Source organism: Metapseudomonas resinovorans, from assembly GCF_002003485.1.
GTDB lineage: Bacteria > Pseudomonadota > Gammaproteobacteria > Pseudomonadales > Pseudomonadaceae > Metapseudomonas > Metapseudomonas resinovorans_D.
In genome coordinates, this window is sequence record NZ_BDMA01000011.1 from 38177 (window position 1) to 53969 (window position 15793).

Genomic DNA, 15793 nt, shown 5'->3' on the forward strand with positions numbered 1-15793 from the left:
ACTGTCAAATTCGCCAATCCACTAGAGCAAAAGCGCTCCTTAGACTCGACGCCATCGATCAACCCAGCCCAGACAGGTGAATGATGGCAATGCTTCCCAAGCGAATGGCCGATGAGCTTTATCACGACTTGATGTCCTCCGAGGTGGTGCGCGAGATCCGCAGAGAGGTCCGCGCATTCGCCGACGAGTTCGTTGCGCCTCGCGCCTATGAGATTGCGCATCGCGATGAGAGCGTGGAGAGCTTTCCGCGTGATGTGTTCGATGCGATGGCCCGCCAGGGCATATTCAGGATTCCGTTCGCCGCGCGTGATGGCGGCCGTGGCCTTGAGCACCGGGTGCTGGCGACGGCCACCGTCTGTGAGGAACTGGCCTACCACAGCAACTCGATTGCCGCCGTGTTCGACGTGCACTGCATCCTGGCCGGCCGGACCCTGGAAAGGGGGAGTGACTTTATCCGGGATCGGTATCTCAAGCCGCTGATCAATGGTGACAAGATCGGCGCCTTTGCCACTACCGAGCCGTTGGCCAGCACCGACCTGTCGCCCAAGGCCGTTTCGACCTTCGCCCGGCGTGACGGGGATCGCTACATCATCAACGGGCAAAAGCGCTTCATCAGTAATTCGCCGGTTGCCGATTTCATCGTCGTGCTCTGTCGCAGCGAGGAAGACGGCATGGTCGAACTGGTGGTGGAGACCAACCAGCCCGGCGTGCGGATCGGCAAGCCCGATCGGAAAATGGGAAACCGCGGGCAGCTGACCGCCGATGTGCATTTCAGCGATGTGGAGGTTCCGGTCGAGCGGCGGATCGGTGAGCCGAACCAAGGGTTGCGACTGGCGCTGGCGACCCTGACCTTCGGGCGGATTGGCATTGCCGCGACCGGAGTCGGCATGGCGCAATCGGCTTTCGACCATTCGACAGCGCATCTCGTTAGCCGGGAGGCGTTCGGCAAGAAGCTTGGCGCGTTCCAGCATTGGCAGTTCCGCATGGCGGAGCGCGCAACGCAGATTGAGAACGCGCGCAATCTCTACATCAAGGCCGCCTTGCGGATGGACCAGGGCGTCGAGTTTCCTGAACCGGAAGCGGGAATGGCCAAGTTCTACGCCACCGAGGCGGCCGGGGACATGGCGCGCGATGGCGTGCAGATCTTCGGCGGCTATGGCTTCTTGCGAGAGCTTTCCGAAGACGGCAGCCACTACAAGGTGGAAGAGATCTACCGGGACAACAAGATCAGCGAGATCTACGAAGGCACCAACGAGATCCAGCGCATGGTCATTGCACGGCAGATCTTCGGGAAGGCGTTAGTGGGCTAGTCCCCGAGGAAGCGGTTGGCACTCTGTTTCGCGAGGTGCGGAGTGCCGACAACCTGTGCTATCTGCGTGCTCCAGTTGGTTCGAATTCCAGAGAAGCGAAGAAAATGACCAGACTCCGCAGTGATGCATCCATTGAGCAGTTCAACCTCCTTGGCAGCGAGTGTCTTCCCGGTTTGTTCGGCGTGGAAATGACCGAGCTGGCAGAGGGGGCGCTGAACAGTCGAATGACGATCCAGCCCGCGTATCTCGCGCCAAATGGCTATCTGCATGCGGCAACCATCGTCGCCCTGGCGGACACGACCTGCGGCTACGCCACCATGGCTCATCTGCCGGATGGCGCGCTTTCCTTCACCACGATCGAGCTGAAGAGCAATCATCTGGGGACGCTCAGAAAGGGTGCTCTGCGCTGTGAGGCGCGCGCGCAGCATCTCGGAAGGACCACTCAGGTCTGGGATGCGGTGGTGACGGACGAAGCCTCCGGTCAGAAGCTTGCCTTGTTCCGTTGTACCCAGATGGTGCTTTGGCCGAAGTCTTGAACGCGGCTCAGTCGGCCGAGGCCACTGCCTCGTCGCGGCAGGCCGGGATTCCGTCGATGAGGGTCACCCGTTGCGGGCGTGTATAGTGCCAGTCCCGCCGATCCACGCTGTTGCCGACGGGCAGGCGTATTGAAGGGATTTCTTATGGTAAAGCCCTGCTAAGCCGGGGTGAGAAGGGAGATGCGGAGTTGGTTTCCAGGGTGTGGTCGAAATCGGGTTTTCTGTTGGTTTCACTGATTGTGATCGTCGTTGATCAGCTGACGAAGTACATGGCCGATGCGTCATTGGAGTTCGGTCGCGCGGTAGCTGTTCTTCCTTTCTTCGATCTCCAGCTCTCCTACAACACAGGTGCTGCCTTTGGAATGCTGGGTGATGCGGGTGGCTGGCAGCGCATTCTGTTCGCCGCCATCGCCCTGGGTGTCATCGTGGCAATTCTGGTGTGGATCATCAGGCAGTCCAATGACCGATTTGTCCACGTCCTCGGTCTGGCCCTGGTGCTTGGCGGTGCCGCCGGCAACCTGATCGATCGAGTCGCCTTCGGGCATGTCATCGATTTCGTTCTGCTCCATTGGCAAGGGCGGGGCTTTCCCAATTTCAACATTGCCGATGTCGCGATCAACGTCGGCGCCCTGATGGTGCTGCTGGGGTCCTTGAAGAGCAATGAAACCCCCGCGCAAGGGTGATGTTCTGCCCTGGAACCGATGACATGAACCGAGCAAGCGCGCTGTTGATCGCGCGGCGTCACTGCCGGCAATCCACGCTGAGCGACATGCAGCTGGCCCTGGCCATCGCGAGCCAGGGCTGACCGACGGAGTACCGCGCCGCCGCGCTCATCCGTGGAATTGAATGCGCTAGCATCCAGAAGGATTTTCCGACGCTGGCTGACTCGAAAGTCAGGACAATCTTCCTGGCTCGTGGTTAACTCAGCGTTTTCCTACAACACCACCTCAAACAAGGACTTTTGCAATGGCTCAAGTAACCCTGAAGGGCAACCCGATCAACGTCGATGGCCAGCTGCCTCAGCAAGGCCAGCAGGCTCCGGCATTCAGCCTGGTCGGCGGCGACCTGGCCGACGTGACCCTGGCCAGCCTGAGCGGCAAGCGCAAGGTGCTGAACATTTTCCCGAGCATCGATACCCCGACTTGCGCCACCTCCGTGCGCAAGTTCAACGTCGAAGCCAGCAAGCTGCCGAACACTGTAGTGCTGTGCATCTCCGCCGACCTGCCGTTCGCCCAGAAGCGCTTCTGCGGCGCCGAGGGTCTGGAGAACGTGGTGAACCTGTCCACCATGCGCGGTGCCAGCTTCCTCAAGGACTACGGTGTTGCTATCGCCAGCGGCCCGCTGGCCGGCATTGCCGCCCGCGCCGTGGTAGTGCTGGACGAGAACGACAAAGTGCTGCACAGCGAGCTGGTGGGCGAAATCGCCGACGAGCCGAACTACGCAGCTGCCATCGCTGCCCTGTAAGGCACGCTGGAATGAAGAAGGGAGGCCAATGGCCTCCCTTTTTATTTTCCGTTTTACGGGGAGCCCCCGTAGGGTGCGCTGCGCGCACCGCGCCTTCTGCCGGCAGCTCCCGGTGCGCACGGCGCACCCTACCGATCATCTCCTTCGCAGTTCGTAGGATGGGTGGAGCGGAGCGATACCCATGCTGTTGATTGATGGGTTTCGTGCCTCAACCCATCCTACGGGGCTGTGCACGGACAGCTCCCTCTCCCTCTGGGGTGAAGAGGCATGCTTTTGGAAGCACTGCTTCCGTTGCCGATGAACGCCTGAGCGCGAAGCGATCTGGCCGGGGCGCAGAGCGGGGTTGGGGTGAGGGTAGCGTCCGTTCCGCTCGTTCTCCCAAACGCACTCACAAGGTCAACTTCAACTTCCCAACCAACGCACCTGGCAGCAGGGCCGACCAGGTCTGGCGCTCGCCGTAGGTGCTGCTGGACAGCCGCAACTGGCGCTCCTGGGTCAGCTCTTCCAACTGGTCGCCAAGCAGGTTGAACAGGCTGTCATCGAAACGCATGGTGTCCACCGGCGCCTGGATCTGGCCGTCTTCTACCCAGAAAGTGGCGAAGCGGGTCATGCCGGTCATGCGTGCGGCCGGCAGGTCGGACCAGTTCAGGTACCAGAGGTTGCCGATATAGAGGCCGTTGCCCAGGCGCTCCAGCACGTTGTCCAGGGGAAGCGTGCCAGCGCCCATCACCAGTGACTGGGTGGCTTCGTTGGCGTCGGCGCAGTTGGCTTGCAGACCGTACTCCCGCGCGCTACGGGGATAGACCAGTTGCCCGGTCAGCTTGCCATCGCGCACCAGCGGCACATCGCTGCGCGGGGCGCCCTCCGGGCCGAAGGCCGGGGCGAGGGCGCCGGCTACCTGTTCGTCCAGATTGAGCAGGGGGCTCAAGTGGGCGCTGCCATCCTGCAGGCGCTGCAAGGGGCTTTCCTTGTTGGCCAGGGCGCGGGCGGAAAAACCGGTCCAGGAGAGCATGCCCAGCACTTCGTCCAGGGCTGCCGGGGCCAGGTAGGCGCGGTAGTCGCCGGGGTGCAGGTGACGTACTGGCCTACCCAGGTACTCCAGTTGCCGGCGGGCATTGTCGAAGCGGTTGGCGAATTCATCGGCATCCCAGCGTGCGCCGGCGTAATCGGCCTTCACCGCCTGGTGATTGGCGTGGAACAGGCTCCAGTCGAAGTTGAAACAATGCGCGGTATGCCAGCCGTAGGCGCCGAAGCTGTTGGCGAAGCCCCGGTACAACGGGCCGGCAGCGTAGATGCCCACCAGATCGAGGCCGTTGGCCGCTTCGTTGATCCCGGCCAGCACGCTGGCGCTGTCGGGTAGGGCAGCCTCGTCCACCGAGCGACGATGCCAGGCGGAGCGTTCCAGTTGCAGGTAAGGGTCCGGCTGCAGCTGGCAGATCACCAGGCGCAACTGCACGAGACCCTCGGCCAGGTGCTGGCGGTCGCTGTCCAGGTCGCCGGAAAGGGCGATGGCGATCTCCGCGCTGCGATCGTCACGGATCAGCCGCAGGCGTCCGCTGCCCTGGGTCACATGTCCGGCCTGGCGCACCTGGGCGCGGTTGAAGCGAATGAACTCGGACTCCTCGGCGCTATACCAGAGGCTGAAGTCCTCGCCGGCCTGCAGGTTGGCCTTCAGGCTTTCGGCCAGGGCGGTGAAGCGGGATTCTGCGTCGGCCATCACTGGACTCCTCCAAAGACTTCCACTTGTCTGAAGACGCATGCGGGCGAGGCGTGGCCCACGCGCACCACCTGGTTGGGCTCGCCCTTGCCGCAGTAGGGTGTGCCATGGACCTCGAAGGTTCTGGCATCGCCCACGGCGGCGAGATTGCGCCAGAACTGCGCGGAAATCCCGCGATAGTTGGGGTTCTTCACCACACCGCGGAGTTCGCCATCCTCGATCAGCCGGCCCCATTCGCAGCCGAACTGGAACTTGTTGCGGGCGTCGTCGATGGACCAGGAGCGATTGGTGCTCATCAGCACGCCGCGCTCGATGCCGCCGATGAGCTGGGCCAGGCTCTGGTCGCCCGGCTCCAGGTTGAGATTGGCCATGCGGTCGATGGGGGCGCGATTCCAGCTGCTCGCCCGGCTGTTCGCCACGCCCGGTAGGCCGCTGCGTTGCTGCGACAGGGCACCGCCGAGCGGGCGCAGCAGCTTGCCATCCTTGATGAGAATTTCCTTGCGTGCCGGCTGGCCATCGTCGTCATGGCTGTAACTGGCCAGCTCTTCCGGGATGCCGGGATCGAAGCTGATGTTCAGCAGCGGCGACCCGTACTGATAACGGCCGAAGTCCGAAAGTTCTATGAAGCTGGTACCGGCGTAGTTGCGTTCGTCTCCGAGGATGCGGTCCAGCTCCAGCGGGTGGCCGATGGACTCGTGGATCTGCAGCATCATCTGGTCCGGCATCAGCAGGAGGTCGGTGATTTCGCTGGGGGTGTTGGGCGCCATCAGCAATTGCAGGGCTTCGTCCGCAACGCGCGCGGCGGCGCCGCCGAAGCCCAGGCGCTGCAGCACCTCGGTGCCGCCCTGCTGTCCACTGCCGTAGCCACCGAAGCTGCGGGTCTGGCTGTCGCTGCCGTCGAAGGCGGTGACGCTGATGCCGGGGTAGGTGAAGCGCAGGTCCTGCCATTGCTCGGCGCCGGCGCTGTTGAGGTAGAGCTGCTCGTGGCGCTGGCTGTCGAGGTAGAGGTTCCAGTTGACCAGGCGTGGGTCAGCGGGAATCCGTGCCGATTCTTCGGCCAGCAGTTCCAGTCGCTCGGCGAGGCTGGGGAAGGGCTGCTCCAGTCCGGGGGACCGATAGTCCGCGCTGCTATGCGGCGCCGCGAGCCGGCTCTGGTCTACCAGGGCGTAGCGGGCGATCTGCCGGGCCAGCTCCTCGGCCTTGTCCAGCGCCCGTTGCAGCCCGGCGGGGCTGAGGTCAGCGGTGGCGGCATAGGCCTCCACGCCGGCGACGCGCACGCTGAGCATCGCCCCCATGTCCATGCCAAGGGTCGGTGGTTCGGCGACGCCACGACGCACCATCGCCTGTTCGGAACGCTGGCGGACGATGCGCAAGGAGTGAACGTCGGCGCGGGTCTTGAGGGCAGCAAAACGCTGCCTGAAACATTCGAACACGGAACTCTCCCTGGCCCGGTGATATCAGTTGTGACCGCAAAAACAGGTTAATTGCAGGTCATTAAGGATAGTTCGCTGCGTCAGGCCTAGGTAAATAGCCGGTAAATCCACTTTGCCTTCTGCTTTCAACTGCTTATCGTTCACGCTCTCGCATACCTCGACTCGAATCATGTCCCCGATCACTGAGAAATCCCCGAATTCCCGTTCCCTCCGTAACTGGCTCGTCATCGCCGTCGCGCTGTTGGCGCTGCTGGTCCTGATCTGGTGGCTCTGGCCGGAAGCCGCCTCCAAGTCCGGCCACCAGAATGGCCGAGGGGGAGCGGGGCGCCCCGGTTTCGGTGCCTTCTCGGGACCGGTACCGGTACGGGTCGCCACCATCACCCAGGGCGATTTTCCGGTGTACCTCAAGGCCCTTGGCACCGTTACGGCGTTGAACACGGTGAACGTGCGCGGTCGCGTCGATGGTGAACTGGTCAAACTGCAGTTCGAAGAGGGCCAGCAGGTCAAGGCCGGCGACCTGCTCGCGGTGATCGACCCGCGTCCCTACCAGGTCGCCCTGCAACAGGCTGAAGGCACACTGGCGCAGAACCGCGCGCAACTGAAGAACGCCGAGATCGACCTGGCCCGCTACAAGGGCCTGTATGCCGAGGACAGCATCGCCAAACAGACCCTGGACACCCAGGACGCGCTGGTGGCGCAGTACCGCGGTACTATCAAGACCGACGAGGCGGCCGTTGCCTCGGCCAGGCTGAACCTCGGTTTCACCCAGGTGCGCGCGCCCATTTCGGGCCGACTCGGCCTGCGCCAGGTGGACCTCGGCAACCTGGTCACCAGCGGCGACACCACGCCGCTGGTAGTCATTACCCAAACCAAGCCCATCAGCGTCGCCTTCACCCTGCCCGAGAGCCAGTTGCCGGAAGTGGTCGGCCGCTTCCGCGCTGGCCAGCCCCTGGTGGTGGAGGCCTGGGACCGTGGTGACAAGGTCAAGCAGGCGGAAGGCGTGCTGCAGAGCCTGGACAACCAGATCGATACCACTACCGGCACCCTGAAGCTCAAGGCGCGTTTCGCCAACGACGACGAAGTCCTCTTCCCCAACCAGTTCGTCAATGTCCGCCTGCGCGCCGAGTTGCTGCCGCAAGCAGTGCTGATCCCCACGGCCGCCGTGCAGTTCGGCAGCCAGGGTACCTTCGCCTACGTGATGGACGGTGAGAAGAAGGTCAAGATCCGCAAGCTGGAGACCGGGCCGGACGATGGCGAGCGCACTGTGGTCAAGAGCGGCCTGAAACCGGGTGAGCGCGTGGTGCTGGAAGGTACCGACCGCCTGCGCGACGGCAGCGATGTGGAAGTGGTGCACGACGCCGACGAGGTTCCGGCGCAACCCACCGAACAGCTGCAGGGCGCCAAGCCTGAAGGCCAGGATACGAAAGGCGGCGTATGAACCTCTCTCGCCTGTTCATCCTGCGGCCGGTCGCCACCACGCTGAGCATGCTGGCGATCCTCCTCGCCGGCCTGATCGCCTACCGCCTGCTGCCGGTTTCCGCGCTGCCCGAGGTGGATTACCCGACCATCCGCGTCCTGACCCTCTATCCAGGCGCCAGCCCGGACGTGATGACCAGCGCCGTCACCGCGCCCCTGGAGCGCCAGTTCGGGCAGATGCCGGGGCTGACCCAGATGTCTTCCACCAGCTCCGGCGGGGCCTCGGTCATCACCTTGCGCTTCAGCCTGGAGATAAACCTGGACGTGGCCGAGCAGGAGGTGCAGGCGGCCATCAACGCGGCCACCAATCTGCTGCCCAACGACCTGCCGGCGCCGCCGGTCTACAACAAGGTCAACCCGGCTGATACTCCGGTCCTGACCCTGGCCATCAGCTCGAAGACCATGCCGCTGCCCAGGCTGCATACCCTGGTGGACACCCGGATGGCGCAGAAACTGGCGCAGATCAGCGGCGTGGGCATGGTCAGCATCGCCGGCGGCCAGCGTCAGGCGGTGCGTATTCGCGTCAATCCCGAGGCCCTGGCGGCCAACGGCCTGAACCTGTCGGACGTGCGCAGCCTGGTGAGCGCTTCCAACGTCAACCAGCCCAAGGGCAACTTCGACGGCCCGACCCGCGTTTCCATGCTGGATGCGAACGACCAGCTGAAGTCCGCCGACGAGTACGCCAACCTCATCCTTGCCTACAACAACGGCGCCGCCCTGCGCCTGAAGGATGTCGCCAGCATCGTCGACGGCGCCGAGAACGAGCGCCTGGCTGCCTGGGCCAACCAGAACGAGGCGGTGCTGCTGAACATCCAGCGCCAGCCGGGCGCCAACGTGATCGAGGTGGTGGATCGCATCCAGGCGCTGCTGCCGTCGATCACCGCCAACCTGCCGGCAGGCATCGATGTGGTCGTCCTCACCGACCGCACCCAGACCATCCGCGCGGCCATCACTGACGTACGGCACGAGCTGTTCCTCGCCATCGCCCTGGTGGTGATGGTGACCTTCCTGTTCCTGCGCCGGATGAGTGCCACCATCATTCCGTCCATCGCCGTGCCGCTGTCCCTGGTGGGCACCTTCGCGGTGATGTACCTGGCCGGGTTTTCCATCAACAACCTGACGCTGATGGCGCTGACCATCGCCACCGGCTTCGTGGTGGACGACGCCATCGTCATGCTGGAGAACATCGCCCGCCACCTGGAGGAGGGCGAGACGCCGCTCAACGCCGCGCTCAAGGGCGCGAAGCAGATCGGCTTCACCCTGATCTCCCTGACCTTCTCGCTGATCGCCGTACTGATCCCGCTGTTGTTCATGGCGGATGTGGTGGGCCGGCTGTTCCGCGAGTTCGCCATCACCCTGGCGGTGGCAATCCTGATCTCGCTGGTGGTGTCCCTGACCCTGACGCCGATGATGTGCGCGCGCCTGCTCAAGCGGGAGAAGAAAGAGGAGGAGGGTGGCTTCTACAAGGCCAGCGGCGATTTCATCGAGGGCATGATCGAACAATACGGCCGTGGCCTGACCTGGGTGCTCCGTCACCAGGGCCTGACCCTGTTGGTGGCCGTCGGCACCCTGGTGCTGACCGTGCTGCTCTACCTTGCCGTGCCCAAGGGCTTCTTCCCGGTGCAGGACACCGGCGTCATCCAGGGCATCACCGAGGCGCCGCAATCGGTGTCCTTCCGCTCCATGAGCGAACGCCAGCAGAAGCTCGCCGCGCTGATTCTCAAGGATCCGGCGGTGGCCAGCCTGACGTCCTACATCGGCGTCGACGGCGACAACGTCACCCTCAACAGCGGCCGCATGCTGATCAACCTCAAATCCCACGGCGATCGCGACGTGACCGCCAGCGAGGTGATCCAACGCCTGCAGCCCGAGCTGGACAAGCAGAGCGACATCCGCCTTTACCTGCAGCCCGTGCAGGATCTGACCATCGAGGACCGGGTCAGCCGCACCCAGTTCCAGTTCAGCATGGAATCCCCGGACGCCGACCTGCTCAACGAGTGGACCGGCAAACTGGTGGACGCCCTGCGCCAGCAGCCGGAATTGTCGGACGTGGCCAGCGACCTCCAGGACAAGGGCCTCCAGGTGTACGTGAATATCGACCGCGACATGGCCGGGCGCCTGGGCGTGGAAATCTCCGCCATCACCGACGCGCTCTATGACGCCTTCGGCCAGCGGCAGATTTCCACGATCTTCACCCAGTCCAGCCAGTACCGCGTGGTGCTGGAGTCCGCTGCCGGCGAAATGATCGGCCCGCAGGCGCTGCAGCAGATACATGTCGTCACCAGCGGCGGCACCCAGGTCCCGCTCTCGGCGCTGGCCAAGGTGGAAGAGCGCCAGACGCAACTGGCGGTCAACCATATCGGTCAGTTCCCGGCCGTGACCCTGTCCTTCAACCTGACGCCGGGCGTCGCCCTGGGCGAGGCGGTGGCGGTGATCGAACGGGTGCAGCAGGACATCGGCATGCCCGAAGGCATCCAGACCCGCTTCCAGGGCGCAGCGGCGGCCTTCCAGGCCTCGCTGTCGAGCACGCTGCTGCTGATCCTGGCGGCGGTGGTGACCATGTACATCGTGCTGGGCGTGCTCTACGAGAGCTACATCCACCCGGTGACCATCCTCTCCACACTGCCATCGGCGGGCGTCGGCGCCTTGCTGGCGCTGCTGCTGACCGGCAACGACTTGGGCCTGATCGCGATCATCGGCATCATCCTGCTGATCGGCATCGTGAAGAAGAACGCCATCATGATGATCGACTTCGCCCTGGAGGCGGAGCGGCACCAGGGCATGACCCCCGAGGATGCGATCTACCAGGCGGCGCTGCTGCGTTTCCGGCCGATCCTGATGACGACGCTGGCGGCCCTGTTCGGCGCCATCCCACTGATGCTCGCCACCGGCTCTGGCGCCGAATTGCGCCAGCCCCTGGGCCTGGTGATGGTGGGCGGCCTGCTGCTGTCCCAGGTGCTGACCCTGTTCACCACCCCGGTGATCTACCTGGCCTTCGACCGCCTGGCCCGCCGCTTCACCGGCCGCAGCGCGGCGGGGGTGCAAGCGTGAGCCCGCAGATAGACAGCTCCCTGGCACCGCTTGTCTCCCCTCGCCCGCTTGCGGGAGAGGGGCTGGGGGAGAGGGCGCTCTTGCTCCGCGCGGAGGTCCAGTTGTGAACCTCTCCGCCCCCTTCATCCATCGCCCAGTCGCCACCATGCTGCTGAGCCTGGCGATCCTGCTGCTGGGCAGCGTCAGTTTCGGCCTGCTGCCGGTGTCGCCGCTGCCGCAGATGGACTTCCCGGTGATCACCGTGCAGGCCAGCCTGCCCGGCGCCAGCCCGGAGATCATGGCGTCCAGCGTCACTACGCCGCTGGAGCGGTCGCTGGGCACCATCGCCGGCATCAATCAGATGACCAGCCGCACCAGCCAGGGCTCGACGCGGATCATCGTGCAGTTCGACCTGGACCGGGACATCAATGGCGCCGCCCGCGATGTGCAGGCGGCCATCAACGCCTCGCGCAACCTGCTGCCCAGCGGTATGCGCAGCATGCCCACCTACAAGAAGGTCAACCCGTCCCAGGCTCCGATCATGGTCCTGTCGCTGACCTCCGACGTGAAGGAGAAGGGTGAGCTCTACGACATGGCCTCCACCATCCTGGCCCAGAGCCTGTCCCAGGTTAAGGGCGTGGGCGAGGTGCAGATCGGCGGCAGCTCGCTGCCGGCCGTGAGGGTGGAGCTGGAGCCGCAACTGCTGACCCAGTACGGCATCGCGCTGGACGATGTGCGCAGCACCATTGCCGCCGCCAACCAGCGCAGGCCCAAGGGCTCCGTGGAAGATGCCGGCCGTCACTGGCAGGTAGGTGCCAACGACCAGCTGGAGAAGGCTGCCGACTACGCGCCGCTGATCCTCCGCTACCAGGACGGCGCCGCGCTGCGCCTGGGCGATGTGGCCAAGGTCCGTGACGCGGTGGAAGACCGCTACAACAGCGGCTTCTTCAACGACGACTCGGCCGTGTTGCTGGTGATCAACCGCCAGGCGGGCGCCAACATTATCGAGACCATCGAAAGCATCAAGCAGCAACTGCCCGCGTTGCAGGCGGTGCTGCCGGCCAGCGTCAAGCTGGACCTGGCCATGGACCGCTCGCCGGTGATCCGCGCCACCCTGCACGAAGCTGAGCGCACCCTGCTGATTGCCGTGGCCCTGGTGATCCTTGTGGTCTACCTGTTCCTCGGCAACCTGCGCGCCTCGCTGATTCCCGCGCTGGCGGTGCCGGTGTCGCTGGTGGGCACCTTCGCCGTGATGTACCTGATGGGTTTCTCGCTCAACGTGCTGTCGCTGATGGCGCTGATCCTCGCCGCTGGCCTGGTGGTGGACGACGCCATCGTGGTGCTGGAGAACATCTCACGGCACATCAACGACGGCATGGCGCCGTTCAAGGCAGCCTTGCAGGGCACCCGCGAAGTCGGCTTCACCCTGCTGTCGATGAACCTCTCGCTGGTGGCGGTGTTCGTTTCCATCCTGTTCATGGGCGGCATCATCGACCGCTTGTTCCGCGAGTTCTCCCTGACGCTGGCGGTGGCCATCCTCGTATCGCTGCTGGTGTCCCTGACCCTGACACCGATGCTCTGCGCACGCTGGCTGAAGCCCCACGTGCCGGACAAGGACAGCCGCCTGCAACGCTGGAGCGAGTCGCTGCATACGCGCATGGTCGGTATCTATGACCGGACCCTGAGCGTTGCCCTGCGCCATCCGCGTCTGACCCTGGCCAGCCTGCTGCTGACCATCGGCTGCAACATCGCCCTCTACGTGCTGGTGCCCAAGACCTTCCTGCCGCAGCAGGACACCGGCCAACTGATCGGCTTCATCCGTGGCGACGACGGCCTGTCCTTCACCGTGATGCAGCCGAAGATGGAAATCTTCCGCCGCGCCGTCCTCAAGGACCCGGCGGTGGAGAGCGTGGCCGGCTTCATCGGCGGAAGTGGCGGCATCAACAACGCCTTCATGATCGTCCGCCTGAAGCCCATCGCCGAGCGCAAGGCATCGGCGCAGAAGGTGATCGAACGCCTGCGCGCCGACCTGCCCAAGGTGCCCGGCGGCCGGCTGATGCTGATGGCCGACCAGGACCTGCAGTTCGGTGGTGGCCGCGAGCAGCGCAGCTCGCAGTACGAGTACGTGTTGCAGAGCGGCGAGCTGTCCGAGCTGCGCACCTGGGCGCCGAAAGTCACCGCCGCACTCAAGGGGTTGCCGGAACTCACCGCCATCGACGCCAACGAAGGGGAGGGTGCCCAGCAGGTCACCCTGCAAGTGGATCGCGACACCGCCAAGCGTCTGGGCATCGACATGTCCATGGTCACCACCGCGCTTAACAACGCCTACAGCCAGCGGCAGATATCCACCATCTACGACACCCTGAACCAGTACCAGGTGGTGATGGAGGTCAACCCGAAGTACGCCCAGGACCCGGAAACCCTCAAGCAGGTCCAGTTGGTCACCGCCGATGGCCAGCGCGTGCCGTTGTCCAGCTTCGCCCGCTACGAGCGCAGCCTGGAAGAAGACCGCGTCAACCACGAAGGCCAGTTCGCCTCGGAGAGCATTGCCTTCGACCTGGCACCCGGCGTCAGTCTGGACAAGGCCACCGTGGCCATCGAGAAGGCGGTGGCCGCCATCGGCCTGCCCAGTTCGGTGATCGCGCGCATGGGCGGCAGTGCCGATGCCTTCCAGAGCACCCAGCAGAACCAGCCGTGGATGATCCTCGCCGCCCTGGTGCTGGTGTACCTGGTGCTCGGCATCCTCTACGAGAGCTATGTCCACCCGCTGACCATTCTCTCGACGCTGCCGTCGGCGGGCGTGGGCGCGCTGCTGGCGATCCTGCTCACCGGCGGCGAGTTCAGCCTGATCTCGCTGTTGGGGCTGTTCCTGCTGATCGGCGTGGTGAAGAAGAACGCCATCATGATGATCGACCTCGCCCTGCAACTCGAACGCCAGGAAGGCATGAGCCCGGACGAGTCCATTCGCCAGGCCTGCCTGCTGCGTCTGCGGCCGATCCTGATGACCACCATCGCCGCCATTCTCGGCGCCGTACCGCTGCTTATCGGCGGCACGGAGGGCGCGGAAATGCGCCAGCCTCTGGGTGTGGCCATCATTGGCGGCCTGGTGCTGAGCCAACTGCTGACCCTCTACACGACCCCCGTGGTCTACCTCTACCTCGACCGTCTGCGCCATCGCTTCAATCGCTGGCGTGGCGTGCGCACTGACGCCGCTCTGGAAACACCGCTATGAACACCGCCGCTCATTCCCTGAAACCCCTGCGTCGTGCGATGGTCCTGGCGCTTGCCGGCCTGTTGCTCGGTGGCTGCGCCATCGGCCCGGACTACAAGCGTCCGGAACAGAGCGTGCCCGTGCAGTTCAAGCATGCCGAGGGCTGGTCCCTGGCCAGCCCGGCCGACCTCGAACACCGTGGCCGCTGGTGGGAGCTTTACGGCGACGCCACCCTCAATGACCTACAGCAGCGTCTGGAAACCTCCAACCAGACCCTGGCCCAATCCATCGCCCAATACCGCCAGGCGCAGGCGCTGGCCCGTGGCGCCCGTGCGTCCTTCTTCCCGTCGGTGACGGCCAACGCCGGCAAGACCCGTTCGGGGCAGGGCGGTGGTGACAGCACCGTGCGTCTGGCCGACGGCTCCACCGTTACCAGCTCTGGCGGTGGCGGCGTGTCCAAGAGCTACGACGCGAGCCTAGGGGTGAACTGGGAGATCGACCTTTGGGGCAAGCTGCGCCGCCAGCTGGAGTCCGACACCGCCAGCATGCAGGCCAGTGCCGCCGACCTCGCCGCCGCGCGCCTCAGCCTGCAATCGGAGCTGGCGCAGAACTACCTGCAACTGCGCGTGCTGGATGCCCAGAAGCGCCTGCTGGAAGCCACCATCGCTGGCTACCAGCGGGCCCTGACCCTGACCCAGAACCAGTACAGGGCCGGCATCGTCACCCGTGCCGACGTGGCCCAGGCCACCACCCAGCTGAAGAGCACCGAAGCTCAGGCCATCGACCTCAAATACCAGCGCGCGCAACTGGAGAACGCCATCGCCGTGCTGATCGGCGTGCCGCCGGCGGAGTTCAGCCTGGCCGAGGTAGACAGCGTGCCGACCCTGCCGAACGTGCCCACGCTGCTACCGTCGCAATTGCTGGAGCGTCGCCCTGACGTCGCCTCCGCCGAGCGCAACATGATGGCCGCCAACGCCCAGATCGGCGTGGCCAAGTCCGCCTACTTCCCCAGCCTCAGCCTGACCGCCGCGGGTGGTTATCGCAGCGGAAGCCTGCACGACTGGATCACCACGCCGAACCGTTTCTGGTCCATTGGCCCGGAATTCGCCATGACCCTGTTCGACGGCGGCCTGATCCGTTCCCAGGTGGCGCAGGCCGAAGCCAGCTACGACCAGACCGTCGCGACCTACCGCCAGACTGTGCTGGACAGCTTCCGCGAAGCCGAGGACTACATGGTCCAGCTCGACGTCCTGGAAGAGGAGAGCGGCGTGCAGCAGGAAGCCCTCGACGCCGCCCGCGAGGCGCTGCGCCTGATCACCAACCAGTACCGGGCCGGCACCGTGGACTACAACAGTGTGGTCACCAACCAGGCCACCGCCCTCAGCAACGAACGCACGGTCCTGACCCTGATGGGCACCCGCCTGACCACCAGCGTCCAGCTCATCGCCGCGCTGGGTGGTGGATGGGACCAGGGGCAGTTGGAGCAGGTGGATTCGGACTCCGAAGCGACTCCGTAATCGCTTTTCTGTGGGAGATTCCATGTCAATCAGCCGTGCCGACCTGGGGCCGATACGGCTGTTGGCTGGTCATCAAGGCAAAGGCAATCCTGGCCAGCT

The 15793-nt window shown here is 64.7% G+C and carries 10 protein-coding genes; 8 read left to right on the forward strand and 2 right to left on the reverse strand.

Annotated elements, in window-relative coordinates:
* Nucleotides 1-80 precede the first annotated feature (80 nt).
* The 4 genes from MnOB_RS02715 (at nucleotide 81) to tpx (ending at nucleotide 3310) form a co-directional block, all read left to right on the forward strand.
* Nucleotides 81-1310, forward strand: coding sequence for an acyl-CoA dehydrogenase family protein (locus tag MnOB_RS02715; RefSeq protein ID WP_077521759.1), 1230 nt, complete (start codon nucleotides 81-83; stop codon nucleotides 1308-1310).
* A gap of 104 nt (nucleotides 1311-1414) precedes the next feature.
* Nucleotides 1415-1846 (forward strand): PaaI family thioesterase, encoded by a 432-nt coding sequence (locus MnOB_RS02720; RefSeq protein WP_077521761.1) that lies wholly within the window; start codon nucleotides 1415-1417, stop codon nucleotides 1844-1846.
* Between the two features lie 224 nt (nucleotides 1847-2070).
* Nucleotides 2071-2529, forward strand: a complete 459-nt coding sequence (lspA, locus tag MnOB_RS02725; RefSeq protein ID WP_234358191.1) for a signal peptidase II — start codon at nucleotides 2071-2073, stop codon at nucleotides 2527-2529.
* Between the two features lie 283 nt (nucleotides 2530-2812).
* Nucleotides 2813-3310 carry a thiol peroxidase gene (tpx, locus tag MnOB_RS02730; RefSeq protein ID WP_077521765.1) on the forward strand — a complete coding sequence of 166 codons (498 nt, stop codon included), beginning with the start codon at nucleotides 2813-2815 and terminating at the stop codon, nucleotides 3308-3310.
* Between the two features lie 388 nt (nucleotides 3311-3698).
* Here tpx and MnOB_RS02735 read toward each other — a convergent pair whose 3' ends face one another.
* Entirely contained in the window at nucleotides 3699-5027 is a 1329-nt protein-coding gene (locus MnOB_RS02735) for a TldD/PmbA family protein (RefSeq protein WP_077521767.1), read from the reverse strand.
* A complete protein-coding gene (locus tag MnOB_RS02740; RefSeq protein ID WP_077521769.1) occupies nucleotides 5027-6460 on the reverse strand; it encodes a TldD/PmbA family protein in 1434 nt (477 codons plus the stop codon). The genes MnOB_RS02735 and MnOB_RS02740 overlap by 1 nt, the downstream gene beginning before the upstream one ends.
* Nucleotides 6461-6629: 169 nt before the next feature.
* Here MnOB_RS02740 and MnOB_RS02745 point away from each other — a divergent pair, with 169 nt between their 5' ends.
* The 4 genes from MnOB_RS02745 (at nucleotide 6630) to MnOB_RS02760 (ending at nucleotide 15694) form a co-directional block, all read left to right on the forward strand.
* The gene (locus MnOB_RS02745) at nucleotides 6630-7898 is read left to right on the forward strand and encodes an MdtA/MuxA family multidrug efflux RND transporter periplasmic adaptor subunit (protein WP_077521771.1); all 1269 of its coding nucleotides are present in this window, start codon (nucleotides 6630-6632) and stop codon (nucleotides 7896-7898) included.
* Entirely contained in the window at nucleotides 7895-10987 is a 3093-nt protein-coding gene (locus MnOB_RS02750; protein WP_077521773.1) for an MdtB/MuxB family multidrug efflux RND transporter permease subunit, read from the forward strand. Before MnOB_RS02745 ends, MnOB_RS02750 begins: the two co-directional genes overlap by 4 nt.
* A 103-nt stretch (nucleotides 10988-11090) precedes the next feature.
* Nucleotides 11091-14198, forward strand: coding sequence for a multidrug efflux RND transporter permease subunit (locus MnOB_RS02755; protein ID WP_077521775.1), 3108 nt, complete (start codon nucleotides 11091-11093; stop codon nucleotides 14196-14198).
* Nucleotides 14195-15694: an efflux transporter outer membrane subunit gene (locus MnOB_RS02760; protein ID WP_077521777.1), complete on the forward strand. Its 1500-nt coding sequence runs from the start codon at nucleotides 14195-14197 to the stop codon at nucleotides 15692-15694. The genes MnOB_RS02755 and MnOB_RS02760 overlap by 4 nt, the downstream gene beginning before the upstream one ends.
* Nucleotides 15695-15793: the final 99 nt, after the last annotated feature.